Source organism: Erwinia sp. L03-1 (genome assembly GCF_058686115.1).
The window spans coordinates 4,245,411-4,269,193 of sequence record NZ_CM178762.1 but is presented as its reverse complement, the minus strand read 5'-3'; the positions used below and the strand labels follow the sequence as shown (position 1 = coordinate 4,269,193).

The 23,783-nt window shown below is 52.3% G+C and carries 19 protein-coding genes; 8 read left to right on the top strand and 11 right to left on the bottom strand.

The window, feature by feature from the left end; translation table 11 throughout:
• Positions 1-84: 84 nt before the first annotated feature.
• Positions 85-1,311: a peptide antibiotic transporter SbmA gene (gene sbmA, locus AC4PCC_RS19615; RefSeq protein ID WP_492125638.1), complete on the bottom strand. Its 1,227-nt coding sequence runs from the start codon at positions 1,309-1,311 to the stop codon at positions 85-87.
• 284 nt (positions 1,312-1,595) lie between these two features.
• Here sbmA and AC4PCC_RS19610 point away from each other — a divergent pair, with 284 nt between their 5' ends.
• From AC4PCC_RS19610 to AC4PCC_RS19600, 3 genes are read left to right on the top strand one after another with little or no spacing between them, the layout of a single operon-like run.
• Positions 1,596-2,333, top strand: coding sequence for a gluconate 2-dehydrogenase subunit 3 family protein (locus AC4PCC_RS19610; RefSeq protein ID WP_492125637.1), 738 nt, complete (start codon positions 1,596-1,598; stop codon positions 2,331-2,333).
• 2 nt (positions 2,334-2,335) lie between these two features.
• Positions 2,336-4,117 carry a GMC family oxidoreductase gene (locus AC4PCC_RS19605; protein ID WP_345829970.1) on the top strand — a complete coding sequence of 594 codons (1,782 nt, stop codon included), beginning with the start codon at positions 2,336-2,338 and terminating at the stop codon, positions 4,115-4,117.
• An 11-nt stretch (positions 4,118-4,128) separates the two neighbouring features.
• The gene (locus AC4PCC_RS19600; RefSeq protein WP_492125636.1) at positions 4,129-5,442 is read left to right on the top strand and encodes a c-type cytochrome; all 1,314 of its coding nucleotides are present in this window, start codon (positions 4,129-4,131) and stop codon (positions 5,440-5,442) included.
• Between the two features lie 39 nt (positions 5,443-5,481).
• Here the strand turns inward: AC4PCC_RS19600 and AC4PCC_RS19595 are convergent, their stop codons facing one another.
• A complete protein-coding gene (locus AC4PCC_RS19595) occupies positions 5,482-6,423 on the bottom strand; it encodes a LysR family transcriptional regulator (RefSeq protein WP_492125635.1) in 942 nt (313 codons plus the stop codon).
• A 99-nt stretch (positions 6,424-6,522) separates the two neighbouring features.
• Between AC4PCC_RS19595 and AC4PCC_RS19590 the strand changes: the two genes are divergently transcribed.
• Positions 6,523-7,590, top strand: coding sequence for an SDR family oxidoreductase (locus tag AC4PCC_RS19590; protein ID WP_492125634.1), 1,068 nt, complete (start codon positions 6,523-6,525; stop codon positions 7,588-7,590).
• A 1-nt stretch (position 7,591) separates the two neighbouring features.
• On the opposite strand, the gene AC4PCC_RS19585 is transcribed toward AC4PCC_RS19590, so the two are convergent.
• Positions 7,592-8,113 carry a GNAT family N-acetyltransferase gene (locus AC4PCC_RS19585; protein ID WP_492125633.1) on the bottom strand — a complete coding sequence of 174 codons (522 nt, stop codon included), beginning with the start codon at positions 8,111-8,113 and terminating at the stop codon, positions 7,592-7,594.
• Positions 8,114-8,347: 234 nt separating this feature from the next.
• On the opposite strand from AC4PCC_RS19585, the gene AC4PCC_RS19580 reads away from it, so the two are divergent.
• On the top strand, positions 8,348-9,127 hold the full coding sequence (locus AC4PCC_RS19580; RefSeq protein ID WP_067704367.1) for an L-threonylcarbamoyladenylate synthase: 780 nt from the start codon (positions 8,348-8,350) through the stop codon (positions 9,125-9,127).
• Positions 9,128-9,157: 30 nt separating this feature from the next.
• On the opposite strand, the gene AC4PCC_RS19575 is transcribed toward AC4PCC_RS19580, so the two are convergent.
• Positions 9,158-10,066, bottom strand: coding sequence for a LysR family transcriptional regulator (locus AC4PCC_RS19575; RefSeq protein ID WP_492125632.1), 909 nt, complete (start codon positions 10,064-10,066; stop codon positions 9,158-9,160).
• A gap of 425 nt (positions 10,067-10,491) precedes the next feature.
• On the opposite strand from AC4PCC_RS19575, the gene treF reads away from it, so the two are divergent.
• Entirely contained in the window at positions 10,492-12,114 is a 1,623-nt protein-coding gene (gene treF / locus AC4PCC_RS19570; RefSeq protein WP_492127576.1) for an alpha,alpha-trehalase TreF, read from the top strand.
• Between the two features lie 203 nt (positions 12,115-12,317).
• On the opposite strand, the gene AC4PCC_RS19565 is transcribed toward treF, so the two are convergent.
• Positions 12,318-12,728, bottom strand: a complete 411-nt coding sequence (locus tag AC4PCC_RS19565; protein ID WP_492125631.1) for a winged helix-turn-helix transcriptional regulator — start codon at positions 12,726-12,728, stop codon at positions 12,318-12,320.
• Positions 12,729-12,845: 117 nt separating this feature from the next.
• Between AC4PCC_RS19565 and AC4PCC_RS19560 the strand changes: the two genes are divergently transcribed.
• Together AC4PCC_RS19560 and AC4PCC_RS19555 are read left to right on the top strand one after the other, a co-directional pair.
• Positions 12,846-13,703 (top strand): SDR family oxidoreductase, encoded by an 858-nt coding sequence (locus AC4PCC_RS19560; RefSeq protein WP_492127575.1) that lies wholly within the window; start codon positions 12,846-12,848, stop codon positions 13,701-13,703.
• Positions 13,704-13,904: 201 nt separating this feature from the next.
• Positions 13,905-14,489 carry a YceI family protein gene (locus AC4PCC_RS19555; protein WP_492125630.1) on the top strand — a complete coding sequence of 195 codons (585 nt, stop codon included), beginning with the start codon at positions 13,905-13,907 and terminating at the stop codon, positions 14,487-14,489.
• 284 nt (positions 14,490-14,773) lie between these two features.
• On the opposite strand, the gene AC4PCC_RS19550 is transcribed toward AC4PCC_RS19555, so the two are convergent.
• From AC4PCC_RS19550 to AC4PCC_RS19525, 6 genes are all read right to left on the bottom strand, one after another.
• Positions 14,774-15,787 carry a fimbrial protein gene (locus tag AC4PCC_RS19550; protein ID WP_492125629.1) on the bottom strand — a complete coding sequence of 338 codons (1,014 nt, stop codon included), beginning with the start codon at positions 15,785-15,787 and terminating at the stop codon, positions 14,774-14,776.
• A gap of 22 nt (positions 15,788-15,809) precedes the next feature.
• Entirely contained in the window at positions 15,810-18,314 is a 2,505-nt protein-coding gene (locus AC4PCC_RS19545) for a fimbria/pilus outer membrane usher protein (protein ID WP_492125628.1), read from the bottom strand.
• Positions 18,315-18,425: 111 nt separating this feature from the next.
• A complete protein-coding gene (locus AC4PCC_RS19540; protein WP_492125627.1) occupies positions 18,426-19,163 on the bottom strand; it encodes a fimbria/pilus periplasmic chaperone in 738 nt (245 codons plus the stop codon).
• Positions 19,164-19,221: 58 nt separating this feature from the next.
• Positions 19,222-19,773 (bottom strand): fimbrial protein, encoded by a 552-nt coding sequence (locus tag AC4PCC_RS19535; protein WP_492125626.1) that lies wholly within the window; start codon positions 19,771-19,773, stop codon positions 19,222-19,224.
• A 613-nt stretch (positions 19,774-20,386) separates the two neighbouring features.
• Complete coding sequence (locus AC4PCC_RS19530) at positions 20,387-22,513, bottom strand: peptidase domain-containing ABC transporter (protein WP_492125625.1); 2,127 nt, start codon at positions 22,511-22,513, stop codon at positions 20,387-20,389.
• Between the two features lie 41 nt (positions 22,514-22,554).
• Positions 22,555-23,610 (bottom strand): HlyD family secretion protein, encoded by a 1,056-nt coding sequence (locus AC4PCC_RS19525; RefSeq protein ID WP_492125624.1) that lies wholly within the window; start codon positions 23,608-23,610, stop codon positions 22,555-22,557.
• Positions 23,611-23,783: the final 173 nt, after the last annotated feature.

The window sequence follows — 23,783 nt, the reverse complement described above, 5'->3', positions numbered from 1 at the left end:
TCTGCGTAAGGAAATTCCTGGTTATATTGGCCTGCCCGACTCTTCCTGTTCATGCGGCGGCCCCTTTCAGGGCCGCCGATCCGTTCACAGGCTGACGCTCTCTTTTTCCGGCTGTGCATTCAACACCTGTTCAAAGCTGCGCAGACGCTTGTAAATGGACAGCAGTTCCACCAGCGTTGTCCAGGAGTTAATCAGATACTGGAACGAGCTGCGCACCTGATCAAATACATTCGTTATCTGCGTCATCAATCCCAGGGTAATCGCGCCGGTAATGATGGAGGGAAACAGGACGAAAAGGCTAAAAACGGCATCAAGCTGCAAATAGAGGATACGGGCAATATTGAAATATAGGTAATGAAAGTAGAGGCGAAAATAGTTTTTACGCACGTTAGAAAAAAGTTTGCGTACGGTCGGCGGCGTTGCGCGCTGCGGATCATCTTCGCCATAGACCAGCTCTTTACGATAGGCGGCTTCCACCCGCTGATTACGGAAGGAGAGTCCAGGAAGCTTAATGCCGATTACGGCCAGCATACCGGTGCCCAGCAGCGACCAGAGGATGGCGGCAATCACCAGCGCGTAGGGAATACTGCCCAGAATCGGCACGGTCTTCACATGCACCGACAGCGCGACCAGTACCGGTAGAAAGGCAATCAGCGTCATAATCGCGTTAATAAAGCTAACGCCCATATCCTCAAGCGTGGACGAGAAACGCATGGTGTCTTCCTGCACACGCTGTGCTGCTCCCTCAATCCCGCGCAGCTGTGACCAGTGCGCCATATAGTAGTTGTTCATCGCCGTGCGCCAGCGGAAGACGTAATGGCTGATAAAAAACATATTAAGTACGTTAATGACCACCGCGATCAGCGCAATACTCAGGAAACCCGCCATCTGCGTATAAAACGTCTCAATTTTAACGGTATTCGGGTGGGACATCGCCTGCTGAATCAGATCGTAAAAGGGCTCATACCAGCTGTTGACCGCCACGCCAACCTGCACGGAAAACCAGGTGGCAAAGATAATCAGCGCCGATCCGAGCACCGACCAGCGCTGCCACGGGTGAGGGCTGAACAGGAACCACATACCAGCAAACAGGGTGACCACCACCAGATAATAGAGATAGAAAGCCAGCCCGCCCGGCGCAATAAACCGCAGCGCGTTATTGGGCAATGGTGCGCTGGCATTTCCGGAAAACAGCGGCAGGTGAAGGATCCAGTCTCTGCCGCCGCCAAACCATAGCAGGATGGCAAGGGCGCTCCAGAGAACAACACTGCTGAAGAACAGCGCTGGCCGGGGGAAGAAAGATTTAAACATAGGCACTCCGCTGTTAATGTTCTCTTTTTATAACGCTTTTTAACGTTAACGGTCACATCGCGGTTGTTTCTATTAATTTCAGCGCCGCAGGGATTGTTAATGAATTAGTGCTTTTTTGTTTGTTTTGCTAAATTCTTGCAGGAAGAACTGTTAAACTTAGCCTTTGTTACCGGTAACAATGGTGATTAATACCCCTGATTTTTCAATCATTACTAAAATAGACCCTCAGGCAATCGTCAAACCCGATCGTTTTCATGCGGCTTACGCGTGAATAAGGCAATGTTATGTCGCAAGAAAAGAAGGGGAACTCCCGCAGAGAGTTCCTGCTTAAAACTATTACCCTCGCCCCCGCCGTCGCCATTGGCACCAGCGGGGTAGGTTCACTCACCGCCGCAGTGCCTGCCATGGCTAAAGAGCCTGTTCCCAGCGGGCCTCAGCGGGCCAGAACCTACCAGCCCAGCTGGTTCACGCCGGAAGAGTATGCCTTCCTCCAGGCTGCGGTCGCCCGCCTGATCCCCGCCGACGATCGGGGGCCTGGCGCGCTGGAAGCGGGCGTCGCGGAGTATATCGACAGGCAGATGAACACGCCCTATGCCACTGGTGTTAACTGGTATATGCACGGACCTTTCCACCCCGAGGCCGATAAGGCGCTCGGCTATCAGCTACCGCTGGTGCCGCAGCAGATCTACCGCCTGGGCCTGGCCGACGCCGATGCTGCTGCCAGAGCGAAGCACGGCAGCGTCTTTGCCAGCCTGAATGCGGAGCAGCAGGATGCGCTGCTTGAGGCCTTTGAAGCCGGGAGCGTCGAATTCAGGCAGGTTCCGTCCACGCTATTCTTCAGCTATCTGCTGCAAAACACGCGGGAGGGTTTTTTCAGCGATCCCATCCACGGCGGCAATCAGGGAATGGTTGGCTGGCAGCTGATTGGTTTTCCGGGCGCGCGCGCGGACTTTATGGACTGGGTTGAGCGAGGTGAACGCTATCCGTTCCCACCGGTCTCGATTCGCGGGGAGAGGAGCTGATTATGGGCACTGAAATGAAAAAGGTTGATGCGGTAATCGTCGGTTTTGGCTGGGCCGGATCAATAATGGCGAAAGAGCTGACCGAGGCTGGTCTGAATGTCGTGGCGCTCGAGCGTGGACCGCATCGCGATACGTATCCGGACGGCGCCTACCCGCAGGTAATTGACGAACTGACCTATAACATCCGTAAAAAGCTGTTTCAGGACCTGTCGAAAAGCACCGTGACCATTCGCCACAATTCAACGCAGACCGCGCAACCCTATCGCCAGCTGGCGGCATTCCTGCCGGGAACCGGTACCGGCGGCGCAGGGCTGCACTGGTCGGGCGTTCACTTTCGCGTCGATCCCATTGAGCTGCGGATGCGCAGCCACTATGAAGAACGCTACGGTAAAAAATTTATCCCCGAAGGGATGACCATTCAGGACTTCGGGGTGACCTACGAAGAACTTGAACCCTTCTTCGATAAGGCAGAAAAAGTCTTTGGTACCTCAGGTTCTGAATGGCGCGTCAGGGGGAAAGTCGTCGGTCAGGGCAAGGGTAACCCGTTCGCGCCCGACCGATCGCAGCCTTTCCCGCTGCCCGCCCAGAAGCGGACTTTCTCGGCACAAATGTTTGCCCAGGCGGCAGAAGCAGTGGGTTACCATCCTTACGACCTGCCCTCGGCCAATACCTCCGGCCCTTATACCAACACCTATGGCGCACAGATGGGGCCATGCAACTTCTGCGGCTACTGTAGCGGTTATGCCTGCTACATGTACTCGAAGGCTTCGCCAAATGTCAATGTGCTGCCCGCCCTGCGCCAGGAAGCGGGATTTGAGCTGCGTGAGAATTCCAACGTGCTGCGCGTAAACCTGACGGCAGATAAAAAGCGTGCCACCGGCGTCACCTATGTTGATGCACTGGGTCGTCAGATTGAGCAGCAGGCCGATCTGGTCATCCTCTCCGCATTCCAGTTTCATAATGTGCATCTGATGCTGCTCTCGGGTATTGGCAAGCCTTACGATCCGGTGACGAATGAAGGGGTGGTGGGCCGCAACTTTGCCTACCAGAACATCTCCACAATTAAAGCCTTCTTCGATAAAAGCGTCTTTACGAATAACTTTATTGGTGCGGGCGGTGCGGGCGTCGGTGTGGATGACTTTAACGCCGATAACTTTGACCACGGCAAATATGGTTTTGTCGGCGGGTCACCTTTTTGGGTGAACCAGGCAGGCGTGAAGCCGATTTCCGGCCTGCCTACTCCCCCGGGTACGCCCGGCTGGGGCAGCAAGTGGAAGGCGGCGGTGGCCGATCACTACACGCACCACGTCTCCATGGATGCGCACGGTGCGCACCAGTCCTATCGCAGCAACTACCTGGATCTGGATCCCACCTACAAGGACGCCTTTGGACAGCCGCTGCTGCGTATGACCTTTGACTGGCAGGAAAACGACATCAAAATGTCGCAGTTTATGCATGGCCGCATGCATAAAATCGCCGAGGCCATGAATCCCATGATGATCAGCGGCTCGCCAAAAATGCCGGGAACGCACTTTGACACCACCGTTTACCAGACCACCCATATGAACGGCGGGGCAATAATGGGAGACGACCCGAAAACCAGCGCGCTGAACCGCTATCTGCAAAGCTGGGACGTACCGAACGTGTTTGTGCCGGGAGCTTCGGCGTTCCCACAGGGTCTGGGATATAACCCGACTGGCCTGGTGGCCGCCCTGACGTACTGGTCGGCGAAGGCGATCCGTGAACGGTATCTGAAGGAGCCAGGCCCGCTGGTGCAGGCGTGAGGAGATCCACGATGAAAATGTTAATTTCTGCCCTGTTACTGGGGATGACCACCTGTGCCGCCTTAGCGGATGAAAGCGGTGCGGCGCAGATCAAACGCGGCGAATACCTGGCACGGGCAGGCGACTGTGTAGCCTGCCACACCAAAATGGGCGGCAAACCCTTTGCGGGCGGGCTGCCGATGGCAACGCCGATCGGCACCATTTACTCTACCAATATTACCCCCGATAAAAAAACCGGCATTGGAAACTACAGCTGGGATGACTTCCAGAAAGCGGTGCGGCACGGCGTGGCAAAAAATGGCCAGACGCTCTATCCGGCAATGCCTTATCCCTCTTATGCCGTGGTGAGCGATGAGGATATGCACGCGCTCTACGCCTGGTTTATGCACGGCGTGCAGCCGGTTGAACAGGCTAATCGTAAGAGCGACATTCCCTGGCCCCTCTCGATGCGCTGGCCGCTGGCGATCTGGCGCGGCATTTTCGCCCCTGACGTTAAGGCTTTCCAGCCGCTCAGCGGGCAGGACGCGGTGCTGGCGCGTGGGCAGTATCTGGTGGAGGGGTTAGGCCACTGCGGTGCCTGCCACACGCCGCGTAGCCTGACCATGCAGGAAAAAGCCCTGAACGACAGTGAAGGCAGCGACTATCTTGCCGGCAGCAGCGCGCCCATTGATGGCTGGACCGCCAGTAATCTACGCGGCGACAGCCGTGATGGACTGGGGGGCTGGAGCGAGGATGAGCTGGTGCAGTTCCTGCGCACCGGGCGTAACGACCGCACGGCGGTATTTGGCGGGATGACGGACGTCGTCCAGCACAGTCTGCAACATCTGAGCGCGGAGGATGCAACGGCCATTGCCCGCTATCTGAAGTCGCTGGGTGCACGCGATCCGAGCCAGGTTGGTTTTGCGGCCGATAATGCTGAAGCCAACGCGCTCTGGCACGGCGATGACAGCAAACCGGGAGCGTCGGTCTACATTGATAGCTGTGCGGCCTGCCATAAAACTGACGGCAGCGGCTACCAGCGCTTCTTCCCGATGCTGCGTGGGAATGCCGTGGTGCAGTCCGGGGATCCGACGTCGCTGATCCATATTGTCCTCAGCGGTGCCACGCTGCCCGGCGTAAAGGGTGCACCCTCGACCATCACCATGCCGGCGTTTGGCTGGCGGCTGAGCGATCAACAGACGGCTGACGTGGTCAACTTTATTCGCACCAGCTGGGGGAATACGGCAAAAACCCCGGTCAGCGCGCGCGATGTGGCGAAGGTGCGCAAAGAGATGGCAGAACCGCAGGGAAGCCCCGACGTCGAGAAGCTGATCGAAGTGAAATAAGCCTGAGCAGAACGGCCAGCGGGCTGGCCGTTCTGCTTTTCAACGGGTCTCCTTCTCCGCCTGGAGGCCGTTCTGGCCAGAAATTGATAGCCCCTCCAGCGCGGTTAACAGCGCATCCACCTTTGGCGTAAGCTGCTTTCTGCGCGGCCACACCACGTAGAGCGGCAGGCCAGTGACGGCCAGTTCGGGCAGAATTTGTACCAGCTGACCCTCAGCCAGCTGTTTTTCCATCAGCCAGGTCGCCATTTGTGCCACGCCCAGGCCGGCGACAACGGCGGCAACCTGCGCTTCGCCGTCTCCCAGTGCCATGCGGTGCGGGACGGTGCGCGTAGCAATGCGCCCGTCAGGCGAGGCGATGTACCACGGGCTGGTGCTGCCGTCCACGCGGTCATAGACAATAGCCTGGTGAGTGCTAAGTGATTCAAGTGAATCTGGCGTGCCGTGCTGCGTCAGATAGTGCGGCGCGGCGCAGAATATCAGCTGCTCGTTGCCCAGATAGCGAAATCCCAGCGAGGGCGGATACTCTGCCGGGCCACCGATGCGCACGGCGATATCCACACCCTCTTCAAACAGGTCAACAAAGCGGTCGGAGAAGGCCAGGCCGATCTGCATATCCGGATTCTGCTGGCAAAACAGCGTAAGCAAAGGCATTACGCTCATCCGGCCAAAGGTGTGCGGAACGGCGATCCGTAGCCTGCCGACCGGACTGGTGCGCTGTGCCGCCAGCACCGATTCCGCTTCCGCCAGCTCGCTCAGCACCCGATTACAGGTGTCGTAAAAAGCCTGTCCCGCGTCGGTAAGCGCCAGACGGCGCGTGGTGCGTTCGAACAGCCGCGATCCCAACCGGTTTTCCAGCCGTGCAATGCTTTTACTGACGGCAGAACTGGTCAGATGCAGGCTCTCTGCGGCGGCGGTAAAGCTGCCGTGCTCAACGGTGGCCACAAAGGGCGTGATCCCCCGTAGTCGATCCTGACTGTGCATGATTGATGACTCTTATTCATTAATGGTGTGAATTTATACCTGAGATAAGAATTTAATTCTCTATTAAGCTTAACTGATAATCAAAACAGGAGATAAATTATGCAACAGCGTGCATTAATCGTTGGCGTCAGCGGCGTGATTGGTACCGCCCTGGCCGAACAGCTGAACACCGATGGCTGGCAGGTTCTGGGTCTGTCCCGTGGCCGTACCGCCGTCCCGGCAGGCTGCATCTCACTGACGGCGGATTTGACCGACAGGGAGTCCGTAAAGCAGGCGCTGAAGGATGTTAAGGTCGATAAGGTCTTTTTCAGCGTCTGGGCGCGTCAGGAAAACGAGAAAGAGAACATTCGCGTAAATGGTGCGATGGTACGCAACGTGATTGACGCGCTGGGCGAAGGCTTGAAAGGCGGCCACGTTGCGCTGGTCACCGGGCTGAAACACTATCTGGGGCCGTTTGACGCCTACGGTAAGGGTGCCGTTCCGGTAACACCGTTCCGTGAAGAGCAGGGCCGTCAGCCGGTTGATAACTTCTACTACGCGCAGGAAGATGAAGTCTTTGCTGGCGCAGAGAAATATGGCTACACCTGGAGCGTCCATCGCCCGCATACCATTATCGGCTTTGCCCTGGGCAATGCTATGAACATGGGGCAGACGCTGGCCGTCTATGCCAGCCTGTGCAAGCAGACTGGCCAGCCGTTTATCTTCCCTGGCTCGAAAACCCAGTGGGAAGGCGTGACCGACATGACCGATGCGCACGTCCTTGCGCAGCAGCTGGAGTGGGCTGCCACCTCGCCTGCTGCCCGGGATCAGGATTTTAACGTCGTCAATGGCGACGTCTTCCGCTGGAAGTGGATGTGGAGCGAGATTGCCAGCTACTTCGGCATTGAGGCGGCGCCGTACCCGGATGAGATGCAGCCGCTTGATGGCCGAATGGATGCCGCGCCCGGGCAGTGGAAAGCGATTGCCCACCAGTTCGATCTGAAAGAGGACGACATCAGTCGTCTGGTGTCCTGGTGGCATACCGACGCCGACCTGGGCCGCCCAATGGAAGTGATCACCGATATCAGCAAAAGCCGCAAGGCGGGCTTCACGGGCTATCAGTCTACCCGGGATGCGTTTATCACCCTGTTTGATAAGCTGAAAGCCGAAAAACTGATCCCAGCCTGATTCAGGCGGCGCTGCGCGCGGTGAATTCCGCGCGCAGCAGGCCATAAAAAGCGCTGTCCCAGCGCGCTTCTCCTACCGCTACGCATGCCCGCCTGACCCCCTCACACACAAATCCCAGCTTTTCGTAGGTGCGCACCGCCGCCCGATTCTGCGGATAAACAACCAGCTCAAGCCGTTCGATAGCGGGATCCTTAAAGGCGGTATGGATCATGACGTTCAGGAGTTCGCCCGCCAAACCTTTTCCTCGCAGCGCCGGATTGACGGCCACGCGGCACAGGCAGGCAAGATGGTTCTCCCAGTCAAAGTTCAGCTGCGCTACCGCCGCGAGCCGGCCGTCACGTCGCGTGGCAAAGGTGAGCAGGCGTGCGGGCTGCTGTTCATCGGAGTCAAGCAGCGTACGCATAAATCCCGCCGTCAGCGGCCAGGCGACACCCGGCCCGGCCCACTGCGTCACCGCCTGCTGGGAGGAAAACCAACTGCGCAGCTCGCGCTGATCTGCCGCGCGGAAAAAGTCGATGTGCATGCTCTTGCTCCTCTCTGATTTATGCTGGGTGGCCAGGGTGAAAGAAAAGTTCAGTCTTTCCATCTTATTTGCAACGACTGTTTCCTGATGGAAACAATGCAGCTAAAAAATGCTTAATTGTTGCGAATAAGGGCGGGGAGGGTAGGATGGCTTTAACAGGTTATGACGCCCCCCACCTGCATAAGGGAGGGGCGCAGACTGACACTCTTAATTTCTGAACAGGCAGGTGTGCTCATGAGTAATAAAACCATTCACTGGAACGGCGGCTTACAGCCAGAAGCGGTAAAAATTCTGTCTGCTGACGGCGGGATGATCGTTTGCCCAACCAAGGTGGGCTACATCATTATGACTTCTGATGCCAAAGGCCTGGAGCGTAAGTTTGACGCCAAGCAGCGTAACCGTAATAAGCCGGGCGTGGTACTGTGCGGTTCGCTGGAGCAGTTAAAAGAGCTGGCTCAGCTGAACCCGGAAATTGAGTCCCTGTATCAGCAGCACTGGGATAACGATGTGCTGCTGGGCTGCATCCTGCCGTGGAAAGAAGAGGCGGTGGCGCGCATTCCGGAAGATGGTTCGAAAGAGCTGATGATGGATCGCCGTCAGACCAGCTGCTTCGTGATTAAATTCGGCGTACCCGGTGAAAATCTGGCAAAAGAGCTGTGGGAAAATCACGGCAAGTTTTCATTCGCCAGCTCGGCTAACCCATCAGGTAAGGGTAACCGTGGTCTGGTAGAAGGCATCGGTGAGCGCATTGAATCACAGGCGGATCTGATCATCGAAGCCAATGACTACGTGAAATCTATCCAGCCAAACGAATCAGAGAAGACCCGCTACGAGCAGGGCGTGATGGTAGCGATGGTAGATGAGAGCGGCAAGCTGGTACCTGAACAGAAGGGTGAGCGCAATATTACCCCCTGTCCGGTCCTGATCCGTAAGGGGCTGGACGTGGACAAAATCATGTCCATGCTGTCTGACACCTTCACGACCTGGGATTACCGCCACGGTAACTACTACTGATGTCAGCGCGGGCGGCCCCTCGCCGCCCGATCATGCCTGCGCAGTATCCCCCTGCAACGCCTTCTGCAACGCCTCCATAAACAGCCTGACGCGCGGCGATATTACGGCCTCATGCCGGTACAGGATGTACGAGCGGTACAGCTCCATTTCCCATTCCGGCAGAACCCGCTGAAGCCTGCCCGCCTTTACTGCGGCCTGGGCGATATAATCCGGCAGATAGGCAATGCCGGTTTGCGCAATCGCAGAGTTGACCAGCGCCGTACTGTTATTGGCACGAAAGCGGCTGCGAACCTCAATATTTCGTCTCTGCTTGTCCTTTTTAAACGGCAGCGAGAGCGTATGCGCCGGGCCGCGGAACAGAATAAAGTCATGGCGCGGCAGATCGTCCGGCCCGAGAATGGGGGCGAAGCGCTGAAGGTACTCGGGTGCAGCATAAAGTCCCCAGCTGATATCCATCAGGGGTTTAGCGTTCGCCTCCTCTGGCGCATCACGGCGGATAACAATCGCGATATCGACATTATCTTCGACCAGATTAACGGGGCGATCGGTTAGATCCAGATCCACGCTGACGTGCAGGTTACTGGCCACAAACTGGTTCAGCACCGGCACAATACACTGGCAGCCAAAGGTGACCGGGGCCACAACGCGCAGGCTGCCGGTCGGCTCTTCATGATACTGGCGTATAAACAGCTCGGCGCTTTTCACCTCGCTTAGGATGCGCGCGCAGTAGTGATACCAGGTCATGCCGACCTCAGTGACCTGAATTTTCCGCGTGGTGCGTTGTAATAACCGGGCACCGAGGCGTATTTCAAGGGCCGAGATCTCCTTACTGACCGAGGACTTCGACAGCCCCAGGGCCTTTGCCGCATCGGTAAAGCTAAGCGTCTCCACCACTCGGGCAAAAACGATCATTGCGTGCAGGTTTTCAACATCGCTCATGGTCGCGCTCCTTCTGGCTTTTCGCGGCGGCTTTCACCCTCACCCGGTCACCGCCGTAGAAGTTATCAGGTGGCCGGGGCGGGCGTCTGTCAGTCAGTTATTGAGGGCCGTAGCTTAGAGGGTGGGCGGGATGAAGTAAATATGTAAGAGCAGGGTTTTCTCCGTTAATATTTATTCTCAACACAGTTAATATTACATTAATATTTTGCTGATAAAGGTTGATATATCCGCCAGTGAGTGAGGGTAAAGCAAGGTGATATTATTTATGTTTTGAAATATAGATTCATGTCAGGTAATAAAATCATCGGCTTGCATTATGAGACGAGGGTACTATACTGAACGCTTAAATTAAAAAATACACTGCAAACATTGTCGATATTAATTGGCATCAGGAGGTTTTTATCACTTTTAATCAAAATGACCTGATCGTTGACAATAACCGTACTGATTATGAGGCCTGGTATAACGACTATGAGGCCAGCTCAGACGCGCTGCCTGAGCCGCAGCCGGAGCCGATTAGCGGCCTCCCCGCGCCGGATATCCTGACGCCGTCCGACCGATACCAGGAACTGTTTTCGGCGGTACAGAGCGCCCGTATATTCACCGACAGTAAAACCTTTGCGGACTGTGCGCCAAAAATAGAGCCGGAACGTATTTTATATCGTTATTATATCCAGCGTGAAGAGGCCGATTTTAATCTGCTGACCTTCGTGCTGGAGAATTTTGATCTGCCGCGGACCCACGACAGCCGCTATATTTCAGACCCTGCGAAAAATATGGGGCAGCATATTGACTCCCTGTGGCCGGTGCTGACGCGCCAGCCTGAGAAACATTCGGAGTTTTCTTCGCTTCTGCCCCTGCCTGAACCTTATGTGGTACCGGGCGGGCGCTTTAGTGAAACTTATTACTGGGACTCCTACTTCAGCATGCTGGGCTTCGCCGCCAGCGGCCGCGACGATCTGATGCGCAATATGGCGGACAACTTCGCCTGGCTAATCGATACCTATGGCCATATCCCGAATGGCAATCGGACTTATTATCTCAGCCGCTCTCAGCCGCCCGTTTTTGCGATGATGGTCGAACTGTTTGAAAAAGATGGCATTAAGAAAGCGAAGCGCTACCTTAAACAGTTAAAACGTGAACATGCTTTCTGGATGGAAGGGGCTGACTCCCTGACGCCAAACGAAGCTTATCGCCATGTGGTGATGCTGCCGGGCGGCGAGGTGCTTAACCGTTACTGGGACGATCGCGATACGCCGCGCGATGAATCCTGGATTGAGGACGTGGAAACAGCCCGAAATTCTTCACGTCCTGCCAGTGAGGTCTACCGCGACCTGCGCGCCGGAGCGGCTTCCGGCTGGGATTTTTCTTCACGCTGGCTCAGCGAGCCTGGCCGTCTGGAAAGTATCCATACAACGCGCATTGTGCCGATCGATTTGAACGCGTTTCTCTATAAGCTGGAAACCACCATCGCCCGGCTGGCAGCGGCGGATAACGACCCGCTGACGGCGGAGCAGTTCCAGCAGAAGGCAGAGCGTCGCCGCGCCGTCGTGGATAAATACCTGTGGGATGCAGAAGCCGGACTTTATCGTGACTATAACTGGTGCGACCGTGAAAAAGGCATGTTCTCTGCGGCCTCCGTAACGCCCCTTTACGTCGGGATGGCCGGGTATGAGCAGGCAACCCGTATGGCGGCGGCAATTCGATCGCATCTGCTGGCTCCCGGTGGGGTGCTCTCGACGGTTGACGAAACCGGCGAGCAGTGGGACAAGCCTAACGGCTGGGCGCCTGTGCAGTGGATGGCGATAGAAGGGCTGAACCACTACGGCGAAGAGCTGCTGGCGAAAGAGATCGCCACGCGCTGGCTACAGATTGTAGGCGCAACCTACGATCGGCACCATAAGATGGTTGAGAAGTACAACGTCGCTGGCCGGGCGCCGGTGCTGGCCGGAGGGGGGGAATACCCCCTCCAGGACGGCTTTGGCTGGACAAACGGTGTGACCCGCCGCCTGCTGGCAATGTACCCGGATGCCATGCCCGCGCGCTAATAGCTGATGCGCATCCCTGTGTCCCGCTGAAATTGCAGGCTGATGCGCATCCCTGTGTCTCGCCGTAATTGCAGGCTGAGGCACTTTTATGTGTCTCGCCGTAATGACAGGCTGATGCGCTTTCAGTGTCTCGCAGTCACCTCAGGTAATCTGTTTTTCTACTCTCAGGTCATCGCAACTGGGCGTAAGTCTGCCTGGATGGATTATTCTTTTCCGGCCTGCGCCCGCTCGCGACGATTACCCATAATCTGATGCAGGTTCATCTCGATCCAGTCGGCCAGTCCTGTTACCTGACCACGCACCTCCTGCCCCAGAGGGGTAAGACGATACTCTACGTGCGGCGGAACAACTTCCCACGCAATACGCTCGACGAATCCGTCTTCTTCCATAAACCGCAAAGTCTGCGCCAGCATCCTTTCGCTGACGCCACCAATCTTTTTGCGCAGTTCGCCGAAGCGAAGCGTTTCCTCCTCCAGCGCCACCAAAACCAACAGGCTCCAGCGGGAGGTTAGACGCTTGAGCACCTCGCGTGAGGGACAATCAGTATTCAATAGCTCGCCGCGACGAAACTTTTCACTGAGGGGGGAGAGAGGCTGCGTGGATTTTTTTTTCATACTAACATTCCTGTGCGTACTTACTTTTAATTAGTATATGACTTAGGCTGATAGGGTTAAAGCACATTCGCAGGCCCGGGCCGCGGAAAAATTTCACTACAGCATAAGGAGCACATGATGATTGCTGTTACCGGTGCAACAGGTCAGCTTGGCCGTTTAGTCATTGATGCATTATTAAAATCGACGCCGGCAGGTGAGATTATTGCCGTCGTACGTTCACCTGAAAAAGCCCGCGATCTTGCCGCCCAGGGGATAGATGTCCGTCAGGGAGATTACACCCAACCTGAAACGTTGCTCAGTGCCCTTAGCGGGGTAACGAAAGTTCTGCTGATCTCCTCTAACCAGCTGGGCGAGCGTGAATCGCAGCATAAGGCAGTGATTGCCGCTGCCAAAGAGGCCGGGGTGAAACTGCTGGCCTATACCAGCCTGCTGCATGCCGACACCACCCCGATGGGCCTCGGGAAAGAGCATCTCGCGACCGAGCGGGCTTTAATTGCCTCCGGCGTGCCCTATGCCATTCTGCGCAACGGCTGGTACACCGAAAACTATGCGGCCAGCATTGCTCCGGCGATGGCTCATGGGGCGTTTATTGGTGCCGCGCAGGAGGGGAAAATCGCCTCTGCGAGCCGTCAGGACTATGCTGAAGCCGCTGCTGCGGTTTTGACGCATGAGAATGCGGCTGGAAAAATCTATGAACTTGCAGGCGATAGCGCATACACCCTGGCGGAATTTACCGGCGAGATCGCCAGACAAAGCGGCAGGGATATTCACTACATCAATCTGCCTGAAGCCGAGTTTGTCGGGGCGTTAAAAGAGGCCGGGTTGCCCGATGCGTTAGCGGAAATGCTGGGTGATTCCGATGCCAGCGCGGCGAAAGGGGCGCTTTTCGACGACAGTCATACTCTGAGTCAGCTGGTGGGGCGTTCTTCCACGCCCTGGCAGGAGGTAATTAAGGCGTTTATTAATCAACAATAACGCCTTGAAGGCAACCCGCAGCCCCCAGGGCTATTCCCCTGTATTGATTCGATCTTAAACTCAGGGGAAAGGGATGCGGGTAAAATAGTTACGGGTGTTAACTAATATATTTGAAAGAGTGACTCAAATATCTTGAATATCGGTTAAACAATGAATATTGCACTATGGTTAATACTCATTGTTTAACTAAGGCTTTTGCGCATGTCTGTATTAAAAAAGATTACCCTGCCGCTTCTTATTGGTACCGCACTCTACTCACAGTTTTCTGCCGCCGCGCCTGAAAGCTACGCAATGGATTCAGGCCATACCTCTGTTATGGTCTCCTGGACCCACTTTGGTTTCTCACATCCGACCGCCGATCTATCGAACATAACCGGTAATATTGATTTCGATGCAAAAGACGTGACTCATTCAAAAGTGGACGTTTCCATCCCGGTTGATACGATCAACACCCATGTCGATGCGCTGACCAGCGAATTTAAGGGAGCGGATTATTTCGACGTGGCGAAGTTCCCGACTGCGACCTTTAAGAGTACGAAGGTGGTCAGCAAAGGGAAAAATAAAATGGACGTCTACGGCAACCTGACTATCCGGGATATCACCCGCCCTGTTGTTCTGCATGCAATATTGAACAAGCAGGGTATGCATCCGATGGTGAAAAAAGAAGCAGTAGGATTTGACGCAACCACAACGTTCAAGCGTTCAGAGTTTAAGCTGGATAAGTATGTGCCAGCAGTAAGTGATGACGTCGTACTGACGATTTCGACAGAAGCCTACGCAAAATAAATTTGCCAAGGGCAATTAACCGCCCGATGTTTCGGGCGGTTAGCCGCTCCAGGCACGAAAGGGTTCAACTGAAGGTAAAATGAGCCACGCTCTGATCAATACGCGATTGCATCATGTTATAACCTCAATGCTTGTCCTGGCAGGGGATGATCCCGGCTTGGGGGCATGTTTGCGCCATCCTGCCATGAAATAATATTTACCCTGGGAACAGTAAATTCTTCGAAACGTTGGATTTATGTTCAGGGCAGCCAAAAGCATGCATGATCGCCACGTTTACGCCTTAATCATTCGTATTTGATTGTATAGATAAGGGTAGTCTGGTATTCACCCACTGATTGTTTATTGCTAAGCGAATAATAGCCAGCCCGCAGTGGAACAGTCACGTTTGAGAGTGACGATTCAAAGTTTCCAACCTTAAATTTTTCGCCCAGAGAAACGGGTGTCCAGATATTCTCTTCTGAGCGGGATATTTGCATGGCAATCTGATCCGATATTTCACCCGTCGCTTTATTCTTAAAGGAGAAGACCCCCTGTTTCTCCAGTCCGGAAACGCCAGGGCCTGTTAACGTCATCCAGATCCCCAGGGTACTCCACAAATTAGAATTACAAAATAGCCTGATATTAAAGTCGCTACTGACACCCGGCGTGCTGCCCGTTCCTGAAACGCGATGGATACTCAGGGGGGGAAGGGTGACACGGTAATTTTCATCGCCCGTAACATCACAGGTTTGTGTGGAGAAACTCAGCATACTGGTATTTCTCATCATAAATTGTAGACTACCATTACCCACTGAACCTATATCGAACATGACCACCGTATTGCTCTGAGGATCCAGGTTAACATTTTCTCCTGTCTTTATTAGATCGATAACCACTTCCGAATCAAAATTGAGGTAACGATCGGTGGGTGAGCCCATAATGAAAAGAGTGCGCGTTTGATAATCCGTTTTCAAACTTTGCGCACCCGTGAACTTTTGGCCATTTATTGTGATGGAAAGGCCTAAACCACTCTCTCTTCCGAAAACGCCGTCGAGGTTTTTGACATTAAAATAAATATATTCACTATCGAACACCCCTGAACTGCGTGGGGCCTTGGCACACCAGGTCTTAAAGTTCATGGTTTTACTGTAAATTACCGTCCCAACCGGTAAGCCGGAGGGAATTTGGGACGGGATGGTTTTAAAGTCAAATTCCGTCGTCCCCACATAATTATCGCTAAAGCCACAGGTGAGGTCCGCTCGCGTATAAAAACTGGCCGTGAGTGAGAAAATTAGCAAACAGGATTTTATCATTTGCATTACGTGTCCCTTCATCGCTGTCTTAACCCTCAGGTTGGCCCGGGGTCTTAAGATGTGCCATCAACGCGGGTTTTACTGCGCCGTGGGTAAGTGCATCCGAAGCCAGTGGCAGACAGATGCGGTGGAGCCTTGTAAACATTTTGGGGGGAGAAAGAGACGGCGATTCAGGTTCAATATTAAAATTGCAGCCCATTTCGCTTTTGCTTCCCCAACGCACTGAAAGACTTGCGTCATCTTCCTTCAGTCGAACATATATCTGCCCACCCTGGGCGACCACTCCCACGTCCTCGCCATTGGCTTTTTTCACCGCCGCGCCAAAGGGCAACGCATTACCATCCGGAAGCTCAGCACGGATCAGGACCATACGTCCGCGCTGCGTTGGGTAGTCGATTCTTACAATCGCTCCCTGATGTGGTGCCACCTGCTGGCTGGTATTTTGCAATTCCACATTCCAGGGCAGCCCTTTGGGACTGATAGCGATCTGATTAATACGGTAAGGGTTCAGATAAGGCACGAGGGCCATGCCATTTTTATCAAGGCTAACGCCAGAGTAACCCTCTACGGTGGCCCCGGCTGCGTGCTGAGCAGAGACGACGGCGATCGTGCTGAGGTTGCTATAAGGGCTGAATATCAGGCCATCAGAGATACCTACAATACTGCCGCTAAGTCCGCCTGACAGGCCGTAGTAGCCTTTACCACCAGAGTAACCCGCGTTCATTGTTGTGTCGGAAGAGACATAATTTCCATTAAGGCTGCCGGAGTAATTATTGTTTTTATCCTTACTGGCCGAAGCGTTATATCCCATTTGATTACGTTCACCGGCCTGACCACTAACACCTAACTGGCTGGTAGATCCCTTTTTTTCCAGGGTGGTATAGCTGTTAAGGTTGGCAGCGTGCTGCCCGGTACCTAATGGCAGGGAGAAATTAAGCAGATACTGCGTTTCCGAATCTGCCTGGCTGAAGGTTTTGTTTATCGACAGGCCATAGCTCAGGAAGCCGTAATGATTATTGTAACCAATCTGAAACTGCGTATTGGTATAGCCTTTATTCCAGTAATTTTCTCTGAAACCGGATAGGTAGACCTGCCCCAGATTTTCACTTAGCTGTTGGCTCAGAGTTAATGAGATTCGGTTTTTAGGCCGATTAAGTCCCCTTAGCAGATTGCCTCCGGGACTGTTTTTAATTAAATCCTGGAGATATACCGCATTGTATATATCCAGATAACCGGGTGATGAGAAGCGGTAAGCCGCCAGAGAGATATTGCTGTTAGTCGACATCAGCAGTTTGCTGTAGCTTGCCTTCATGCTGACGCCATGACGTGATTCTTCTTTATATTTAAAACGTGTACCAGAGATATCAAACGAGAACGCACCGACCGGCGTGCCCAGGGCGCTACCGATTACACCTGAGCTCCAGTTGCCAGTGCTGGTTAACCCCGTATAGGCTGTCAGCAAATTACTGATACCTTGCTTATAGGTAGCCTGAAAAACGACGGGTTGCTCTTTGATATTGAGATTACGCAGCTGGCCTGCAACAAGGCCGTAATTTTTCATTCCAGGCCGCAGGAGCTGGGTAACAGAAGAAAAAGGAACGGAAAAGGAGGATCGCGTTCCATCCGCCTCAGTTACGGTGACGTCTAAATCACCACCATAGCCTGACGGGTAGAGGTCGTTGATAGAAAACTCCCCGGGCGGTACCGTGGTTTCATAAATTACATTTCCACGCTGCTTAATGGTGATTTTGGCATTGGTTTTGGCCATGCCCCTGACGACAGGCGCGTATCCCCGGAGTGAGTCAGGTAGCATCAGATCTGCAGTCGCCAGCTGGACGCCGCGAAAAGAAAAGGAGTCGAAAATTTCACCAGAAGTGCTGGCGTCGCCTATCAGTAAGCGTGAATTCAGGAGGACAATGTCCCGCTGCACATTGGTACTGAAACGGTTGTAGCGTCGGCCCGCTGCCTGATTCCAGTGCAGCGTACCGGCGTGGCGCAGGAGCCAGGGGCCAAGATTCAGCCCGGACCTGAGATCGCCATAAAATGATCGACTAACATTGTTGCCATTATGCTGTTCGAAGTAGCTGGTATTATAACTGGCATACAGGCCATTTACGCCATAGGTCCACATCGAAGGCGGAACATACCCGCGTGCCAGCTGGTTTAGGTGAGCCTGCGGAATGGATAAGTCGATGCGCATAGCCGAGATATTCATCACCAGGCTGCCGTCCGGCAATACTTCCTGTAAGGTCATGCACTGCGACGGCTCTGTGAGACGTTCCATTAATTCGGGCGAGATAACGCTGGTTTTTATTGCCGACAGTGTGATGATTTCCTGGTTGATGCAAATTCTTGAATGGCCTGCTTTTTCTGAAACGTTAATACTGCTACGACCAATAAGTCGGCCATTCACATAGACATCCGGAAAATATTCACCGGGTAATATCCGGTATGCCCCATTGAATCGGGAGATATCAATATCGCCGCCAGCGATGCGGTTAAGAAAGTCGGGACTAAATTTAACCGCAGCCATTAAAGGGGGTTTTATGAATATTGACACACATATCATTGTAGTGAATGAGAGAACGAACCGGGAAAGTACGCGGAGTTTCATATGATCATCCTTGAGTTACTAAAGTGACATTCAGCTCTCTGTAAGGGGGCGCTTAATCATTGCACCATAATCATTAATGTAATTTAAGAAAACCTGGTAATCCTTGTCCAGATATTCTCTTTTCAGATTAATTGACGCTGTAGTAAAAGGTGAAATCATACTACCCTGTACAGTTGCAATAATTTTACTTCCGCGCCGGATGTCCAGGGACGAAAGCGTAATGTGAAACGCAGAACTGTTTTTTACATAAAGTTTAACGGTGTCACCAGGTGCTTCTTTGGAAACCAATAAATCTATTTTCGCGATGGCATCGGTAAAAGAAAACTTATTAAGCCCGGTCGGCCTGAAAAAGAGTTTCATCCTTGTGCGGAAGGCCATCTGCAGTTCGTTATCGTCATTGTTTTCAGCCTGAGGAGGAATATCTAATATATTGAACCAAAAAACACTCTCTCTTTCTTTCGGTAGTGCCTGCCCGGTATAGGTAATTCTCAGGCTTTGTCCCTGGCCGGGTTCAATGCGAGAGACAGGCGGTAATATTAAAAAAGGGACATCCATCGTGTTTATTGTTTGTTCTTCGTTGCCTTCGTCTATCCACGCCTGTACAAGAGAGGGTTGTATCCCTTTATTTTCAAGTCGGACAATGACTTCCTTTTCTTTTTCATTATAAATAATTCGAGTGCCGTTAATGATAATGCCAGCACTTATAATATTTGAAAAAGCGAAGAGGGATAAAACAGCGGATCTGGCGATAAGATTACATAAATTCATCGTATATTCCTTAATAAATCGGGGTGAACCCCCGATTTATTAAAAGTACAGGTTATTATTAATCGTAATCGATAGCATAGGTCACTTTGGTATCAATTTTTCCCGGTTTAACGTCGTCTTTGACGGCATAATAGCGCATTTTATAAACCAGGTTGGCAGCTCCCCCTACCAGATCTGTTGCGGCGTTAGTACGCTGGCTGCTGCTACCTGCCTGAAGTACGTCGTCCTTATCGTTCAGCAGCTGAACGTCAACGTTTTCTGCACCCTCAGCCGTATTATTGGTATTAATCAATCGGCCGGTGACGGCATCAACAGCGGCACCTGTTTCAAACCAGGCGCGCACGCCACCTGTGGCGGGTGTACAGTTGGTCAGCTTGATCACAAAGCTGGTACTACCGGCAGTATCGCCCGCTTTAGCCAGGTTTCTGGTCGATAATTTTGGCAGACTTACGGTACCGTTACCGGACTTGTCATTATCTAAAGCGACATCACAGGTAGAGGCGGTTATCGCGCCGTCAACAATAATTGTACCTGATGGTGTCGCCAGGGTCGGGAATGAGACCAGAGCGCTGGACGCTATAACTAATGATGCAATGAGTGTCTTTTTCATCTTATATTCCTTTATAAATATGTTCACAACGGTAAATTTAAGTTTATCTATTTAAATTCTGGAACGATTTAAAAAAACTAATTGGGCCTTTAATTCAGAAAGGGTTACTTTCCGCTAAGCCAGTAATGAAAATACAACCGAGCAGAGTCAACGCCTGTTATCGCTATAGCTAATTCCCCGAACGCAACTTTACTCAGTACAACCACCCTGGCCGACTGTTGGGGCAGGGCCGGTAACAGGGCTTATCCATTAGCGTCAGCGAAATTCATTGCGAGATTCCAGTGATTGACCACGCAATAAAGAGCGTCCTGGACGTCTCGCTATAACCGCCGTAATCATGCCGACCAATGTACTGATAGCGCCAACGCCCAGCCCACCCCTCTGAGCGCCGCCGCTAGCAGCACTTTTTCATATTGCGATGGTCCCAACTACGGGGAAAAAAATTACAGCAGTACCAGGGGGCTAAAAAAGTTGCCCCTGATACTTGATTTATTTCTGAAGGATGTCGTTTATGCATTGATTGAGCTCTCTTGTTTTATAGTGTTAACAACAAATTTCGAGAGCTGAGATTATCGGTAAGGCTACTGTCCAACAATAGTATAAAGTCTAAAGCCTAATTAAAGAGATTTTTTTTGTTGATAATTTTTAATTCACCCTTATCAAGACAAATTACCCGGTCAGCGCTGAGGATGGTTTCAGGGCGATGCGCTATTATAATTCTGGTTATTTTCATATTCGATATTTCGTTATTAATAGCGCTTTCTCTTGCAACGTCAAGGTGGCTGGTTGCTTCATCGAGAATAAGCAGTTTTGGACGTCTGTAAAGAGCCCTGGCCAGCAGAATACGTTGAATTTGCCCCCCTGATAAAGAAGATCCCATATCGCCAACCAGACTGTTATACCCCATAGGCATGGCCAGAACATCTTCATGTATTCGGGCAATGTGAGCGGCTTCTATTGCTCTGTTTTCATCATATGTCGCATCGAAGAAACAAATGTTATCCATAATGGAGCCCGCAAACAAAATGTCATCCTGCATGACACTTCCAACAAGATTACGGAAGTATTTCATGCCCAATTTTTTAATATCCATATCATTAATCACAATCTCGCCCGACTCCGGGCGAAGAAGGCCTAACATCAGTTTTGCCAGCGTACTTTTTCCCTGTCCTGAGGGGCCGATAATAGCAATGGACTCACCCGCCGCTATCGTAAAGCTGCAATTTTTCAGAATGTAAGGCTCCGTCTCCGCATAGCGAAAATCGATGTTTTTAATCGCAACCGTGCAGGGCTCATCATCTTCAGGTAGCGCAGCCAGGTTCTCAGTATTCCTCTCGGTTTCTGTCAGAACGATATCAGCCAGGCGCTCGCCGTGCAGTCTGAGCATTGAAAACTCAATAACAGCATCAACTAAACCCGTCATGCGCGAGATGAACTGATCGGAAAAGCTGATAAAAGCGACCAGCATTCCGCCAGTGAAGTTTCCTTCCAGCACCTGAATAGCGGCCAGCCAGACGAGAATAATACGGCTTATCCCCGACGTTAACCCTTGTAACACGCTGAAAAGAATGGAAAGTCTTTGAATTTTTATGCCTTTATTCGTTACCTGGACTAACTCGCTGGCATAGCTGGATACGCGGATCTCTTCTTTATTATTGAGCTTTACGGCCTGCATGCCCCGAATGGATTCCAGCAGCTGAGACTGTGCTTTTGCAGAGGCTATCAGCTGATCTTCATTGGCCTGCCTGAACGGGCGGAAGGAAACCGCTCTGAGCAGGGTATAGATAGCGACGGTAGCCAATACGATCCAGGTGAGAGTACTGTTATAGCTAAAGAGCACAAAAAGGGTCACGACGGCCATCGCGCCATCAAGAATGGAGCTGATAAAGCGGGTGGTCAGCGTATTCTGTATCGTACCTATGGAGCCAAACCTCGAAACGATATCCCCGATATGTCTTTCATGAAAATAGGACATCGGCAGACCGAGTAAGTGGGAGCAAATATTACTGGACCACTGAACGCTTAGCAGACTGGAGAACCAGGTCGTCACCCAGGAACGCAATGCAGAAATGCCGGTTTGCAAAATAATGATGCAGATAAACGCGCATCCCAGCAGCGTCAGCAGATCCCTGTCGGCGGATACCAGTACCTGGTCCATCACCCACTGCATGTAAAAAGGGGAGAGCAAGCCAAATACTTCAAGCGCAATGGACAGCACCATAATATGAAAGAAAACGGTTCCAATGCCTGTAACGTTGCTAATTAAATTCAGCATCGACAGGCGGCTCTTTTCATTTTTTTGCTCGAAATTGCAGTTTGGATAGAGCTCAAGTGCAACGCCGGTAAAGGACTCTGAAGCCTGATCAAACGTCAGTTCACATTTACCGCGCGCCGGATCGTGCAGGGTAATCTTGTTTTTAGTGACCTTTTTAAGGACGACAAAATGATTCATGTCCCAGTGAAGAATACAGGGGAGCTGTAACTTATTTAATTCCTCCAGCTCAAGCCTGAGCGCCCGACCCGACATGCCCATATTATTAGCAATAAGCATCACATCTGCCAGCGTGGCTCCTTTGAGCGATGTCGCGTGGGCGCGACGCAGGGTGATCATATCGGTATTGTGGCCATAGTAACCTGCGATCATCCCTACACAGGTCAGCCCGCACTCTGCTGCCTGGGTCTGATGAAAGACCGGCAACTTTCTCCGCCAGGAAAACTGCAAATTTCTTAAAATTTTCATATGTGATAAACCTGAATATAAGGAGAATTAATAAGGGGAAATTAAACAGAGGATCGACGTCCGAGTGCATACAGGGGTTCAAGGACCCATTCGTAAAGGCGGCGCTTATCGATGATAAAATCAGCCTCTAAAGCACTTCCTGGCTGCAGCTTTACCCGTTGCCCATAGGCATTCATATGCTGTTTATCCAGCCTGACCCGAACCTGATAAAAGGCTTCGCGAACCTGAAGGTCACCCGTGATATGCGAAACTTCCTGTGGGGAAAGTGATACGCGTGAGACATCGCTGACGGTGCCAAACTGTTGACCAAATTTCTGATAGGGAAAAGCCTGATAGCGCAGTACCACCTGCTGGCCGGGTTTGATAAAACCGATGGCCCTGCTGCTTACCATGATACGGGCGATCAGGTGGCTATCTTCGGGCAATAAGGAGGCCACGGACTGTCCCGCACTGACTATCTGACCGGGTTTTACCAGAACGGAACCCACAAGCGCATTCTGAGGCGCTTCCAGCATAACGGAGCGACGTGATTCGTTTTCCACCCGCGACTGTCTGATACTGGAAAGTTGACGTTCAATTTCATGCTGCTTATTACGAAAATTCAGCGGCTGTTCCCGTCTTTGCTGTCGGGTCAGCGTCAGCTGCTGCTCAACATCCGTTTGCAGCCTTTCTACATCAAGAAGACGAGATTGGGCGTCAAGAAGAGCGGACTGCTGTTGCTCAACCTGAGAGTTCGAGGCGTAACCGTTTTCACGCATCAGAGAGATTTTTTTGAGTTGTTTCCGGGCAAGGACCACCTGGGAAAAACGCTGTGAATGCATAGATTTGTATTGTTCAATCTGCTGCTTAAGATGGCTCTCTTTTTCATTCAATCCCTGAAGCGTTTCCTTATTTAACTTCTCAAGATTTTGGAGTTCCTTTTCCAGCCCCAGCGTCTGTTGTAACAGCTGTTCGGCGACCCTCTCCCGGGTTTGCCCATATTTCGTGGCAATTTCAGAGGATAGGGTGGCAAGGTGATCCCCCTTTTTAACCTCCTTTCCCTCAAACATATTAAGATCGACAATGGTGCCATTATTGGCCGCCATGATATTCATCATACCTTCTGAGGGTATCAGCGAACCTGTGGCAGTTTCGCGTTTCGTATAATGACCAAAGAAACAAAATAAAACGATGGTAAGGGTAACAACCGCCACCAGGGCTATGTAAACCCATCGATAAGGGGGGCAGTAAATGGCTACCCTGCCAATCGCTTTTGAACGGTTAGCCTCTA

What these genes read in the sequence shown, in the direction of transcription:
- AC4PCC_RS19575 (WP_492125632.1), bottom strand. Translation starts at nt 10,066, where the DNA reads ATGAGCGATGTTGAAAACCTGCACGCAATGATCGTTTTTGCCCGAGTG.
- sbmA (WP_492125638.1), bottom strand. Translation starts at nt 1,311, where the DNA reads ATGTTTAAATCTTTCTTCCCCCGGCCAGCGCTGTTCTTCAGCAGTGTT.
- AC4PCC_RS19610 (WP_492125637.1), top strand. Translation starts at nt 1,596, where the DNA reads ATGTCGCAAGAAAAGAAGGGGAACTCCCGCAGAGAGTTCCTGCTTAAA.
- AC4PCC_RS19585 (WP_492125633.1), bottom strand. Translation starts at nt 8,113, where the DNA reads ATGCACATCGACTTTTTCCGCGCGGCAGATCAGCGCGAGCTGCGCAGT.
- AC4PCC_RS19545 (WP_492125628.1), bottom strand. Translation starts at nt 18,314, where the DNA reads ATGGCTGCGGTTAAATTTAGTCCCGACTTTCTTAACCGCATCGCTGGC.
- AC4PCC_RS19530 (WP_492125625.1), bottom strand. Translation starts at nt 22,513, where the DNA reads ATGAAAATTTTAAGAAATTTGCAGTTTTCCTGGCGGAGAAAGTTGCCG.
- AC4PCC_RS19560 (WP_492127575.1), top strand. Translation starts at nt 12,846, where the DNA reads ATGATTGCTGTTACCGGTGCAACAGGTCAGCTTGGCCGTTTAGTCATT.
- AC4PCC_RS19540 (WP_492125627.1), bottom strand. Translation starts at nt 19,163, where the DNA reads ATGAATTTATGTAATCTTATCGCCAGATCCGCTGTTTTATCCCTCTTC.
- AC4PCC_RS19550 (WP_492125629.1), bottom strand. Translation starts at nt 15,787, where the DNA reads ATGCAAATGATAAAATCCTGTTTGCTAATTTTCTCACTCACGGCCAGT.
- AC4PCC_RS19565 (WP_492125631.1), bottom strand. Translation starts at nt 12,728, where the DNA reads ATGAAAAAAAAATCCACGCAGCCTCTCTCCCCCCTCAGTGAAAAGTTT.
- AC4PCC_RS19600 (WP_492125636.1), top strand. Translation starts at nt 4,129, where the DNA reads ATGAAAATGTTAATTTCTGCCCTGTTACTGGGGATGACCACCTGTGCC.
- AC4PCC_RS19605 (WP_345829970.1), top strand. Translation starts at nt 2,336, where the DNA reads ATGGGCACTGAAATGAAAAAGGTTGATGCGGTAATCGTCGGTTTTGGC.
- AC4PCC_RS19590 (WP_492125634.1), top strand. Translation starts at nt 6,523, where the DNA reads ATGCAACAGCGTGCATTAATCGTTGGCGTCAGCGGCGTGATTGGTACC.
- AC4PCC_RS19555 (WP_492125630.1), top strand. Translation starts at nt 13,905, where the DNA reads ATGTCTGTATTAAAAAAGATTACCCTGCCGCTTCTTATTGGTACCGCA.
- AC4PCC_RS19535 (WP_492125626.1), bottom strand. Translation starts at nt 19,773, where the DNA reads ATGAAAAAGACACTCATTGCATCATTAGTTATAGCGTCCAGCGCTCTG.
- AC4PCC_RS19525 (WP_492125624.1), bottom strand. Translation starts at nt 23,610, where the DNA reads ATGATGAATATCATGGCGGCCAATAATGGCACCATTGTCGATCTTAAT.
- AC4PCC_RS19580 (WP_067704367.1), top strand. Translation starts at nt 8,348, where the DNA reads ATGAGTAATAAAACCATTCACTGGAACGGCGGCTTACAGCCAGAAGCG.
- AC4PCC_RS19595 (WP_492125635.1), bottom strand. Translation starts at nt 6,423, where the DNA reads ATGCACAGTCAGGATCGACTACGGGGGATCACGCCCTTTGTGGCCACC.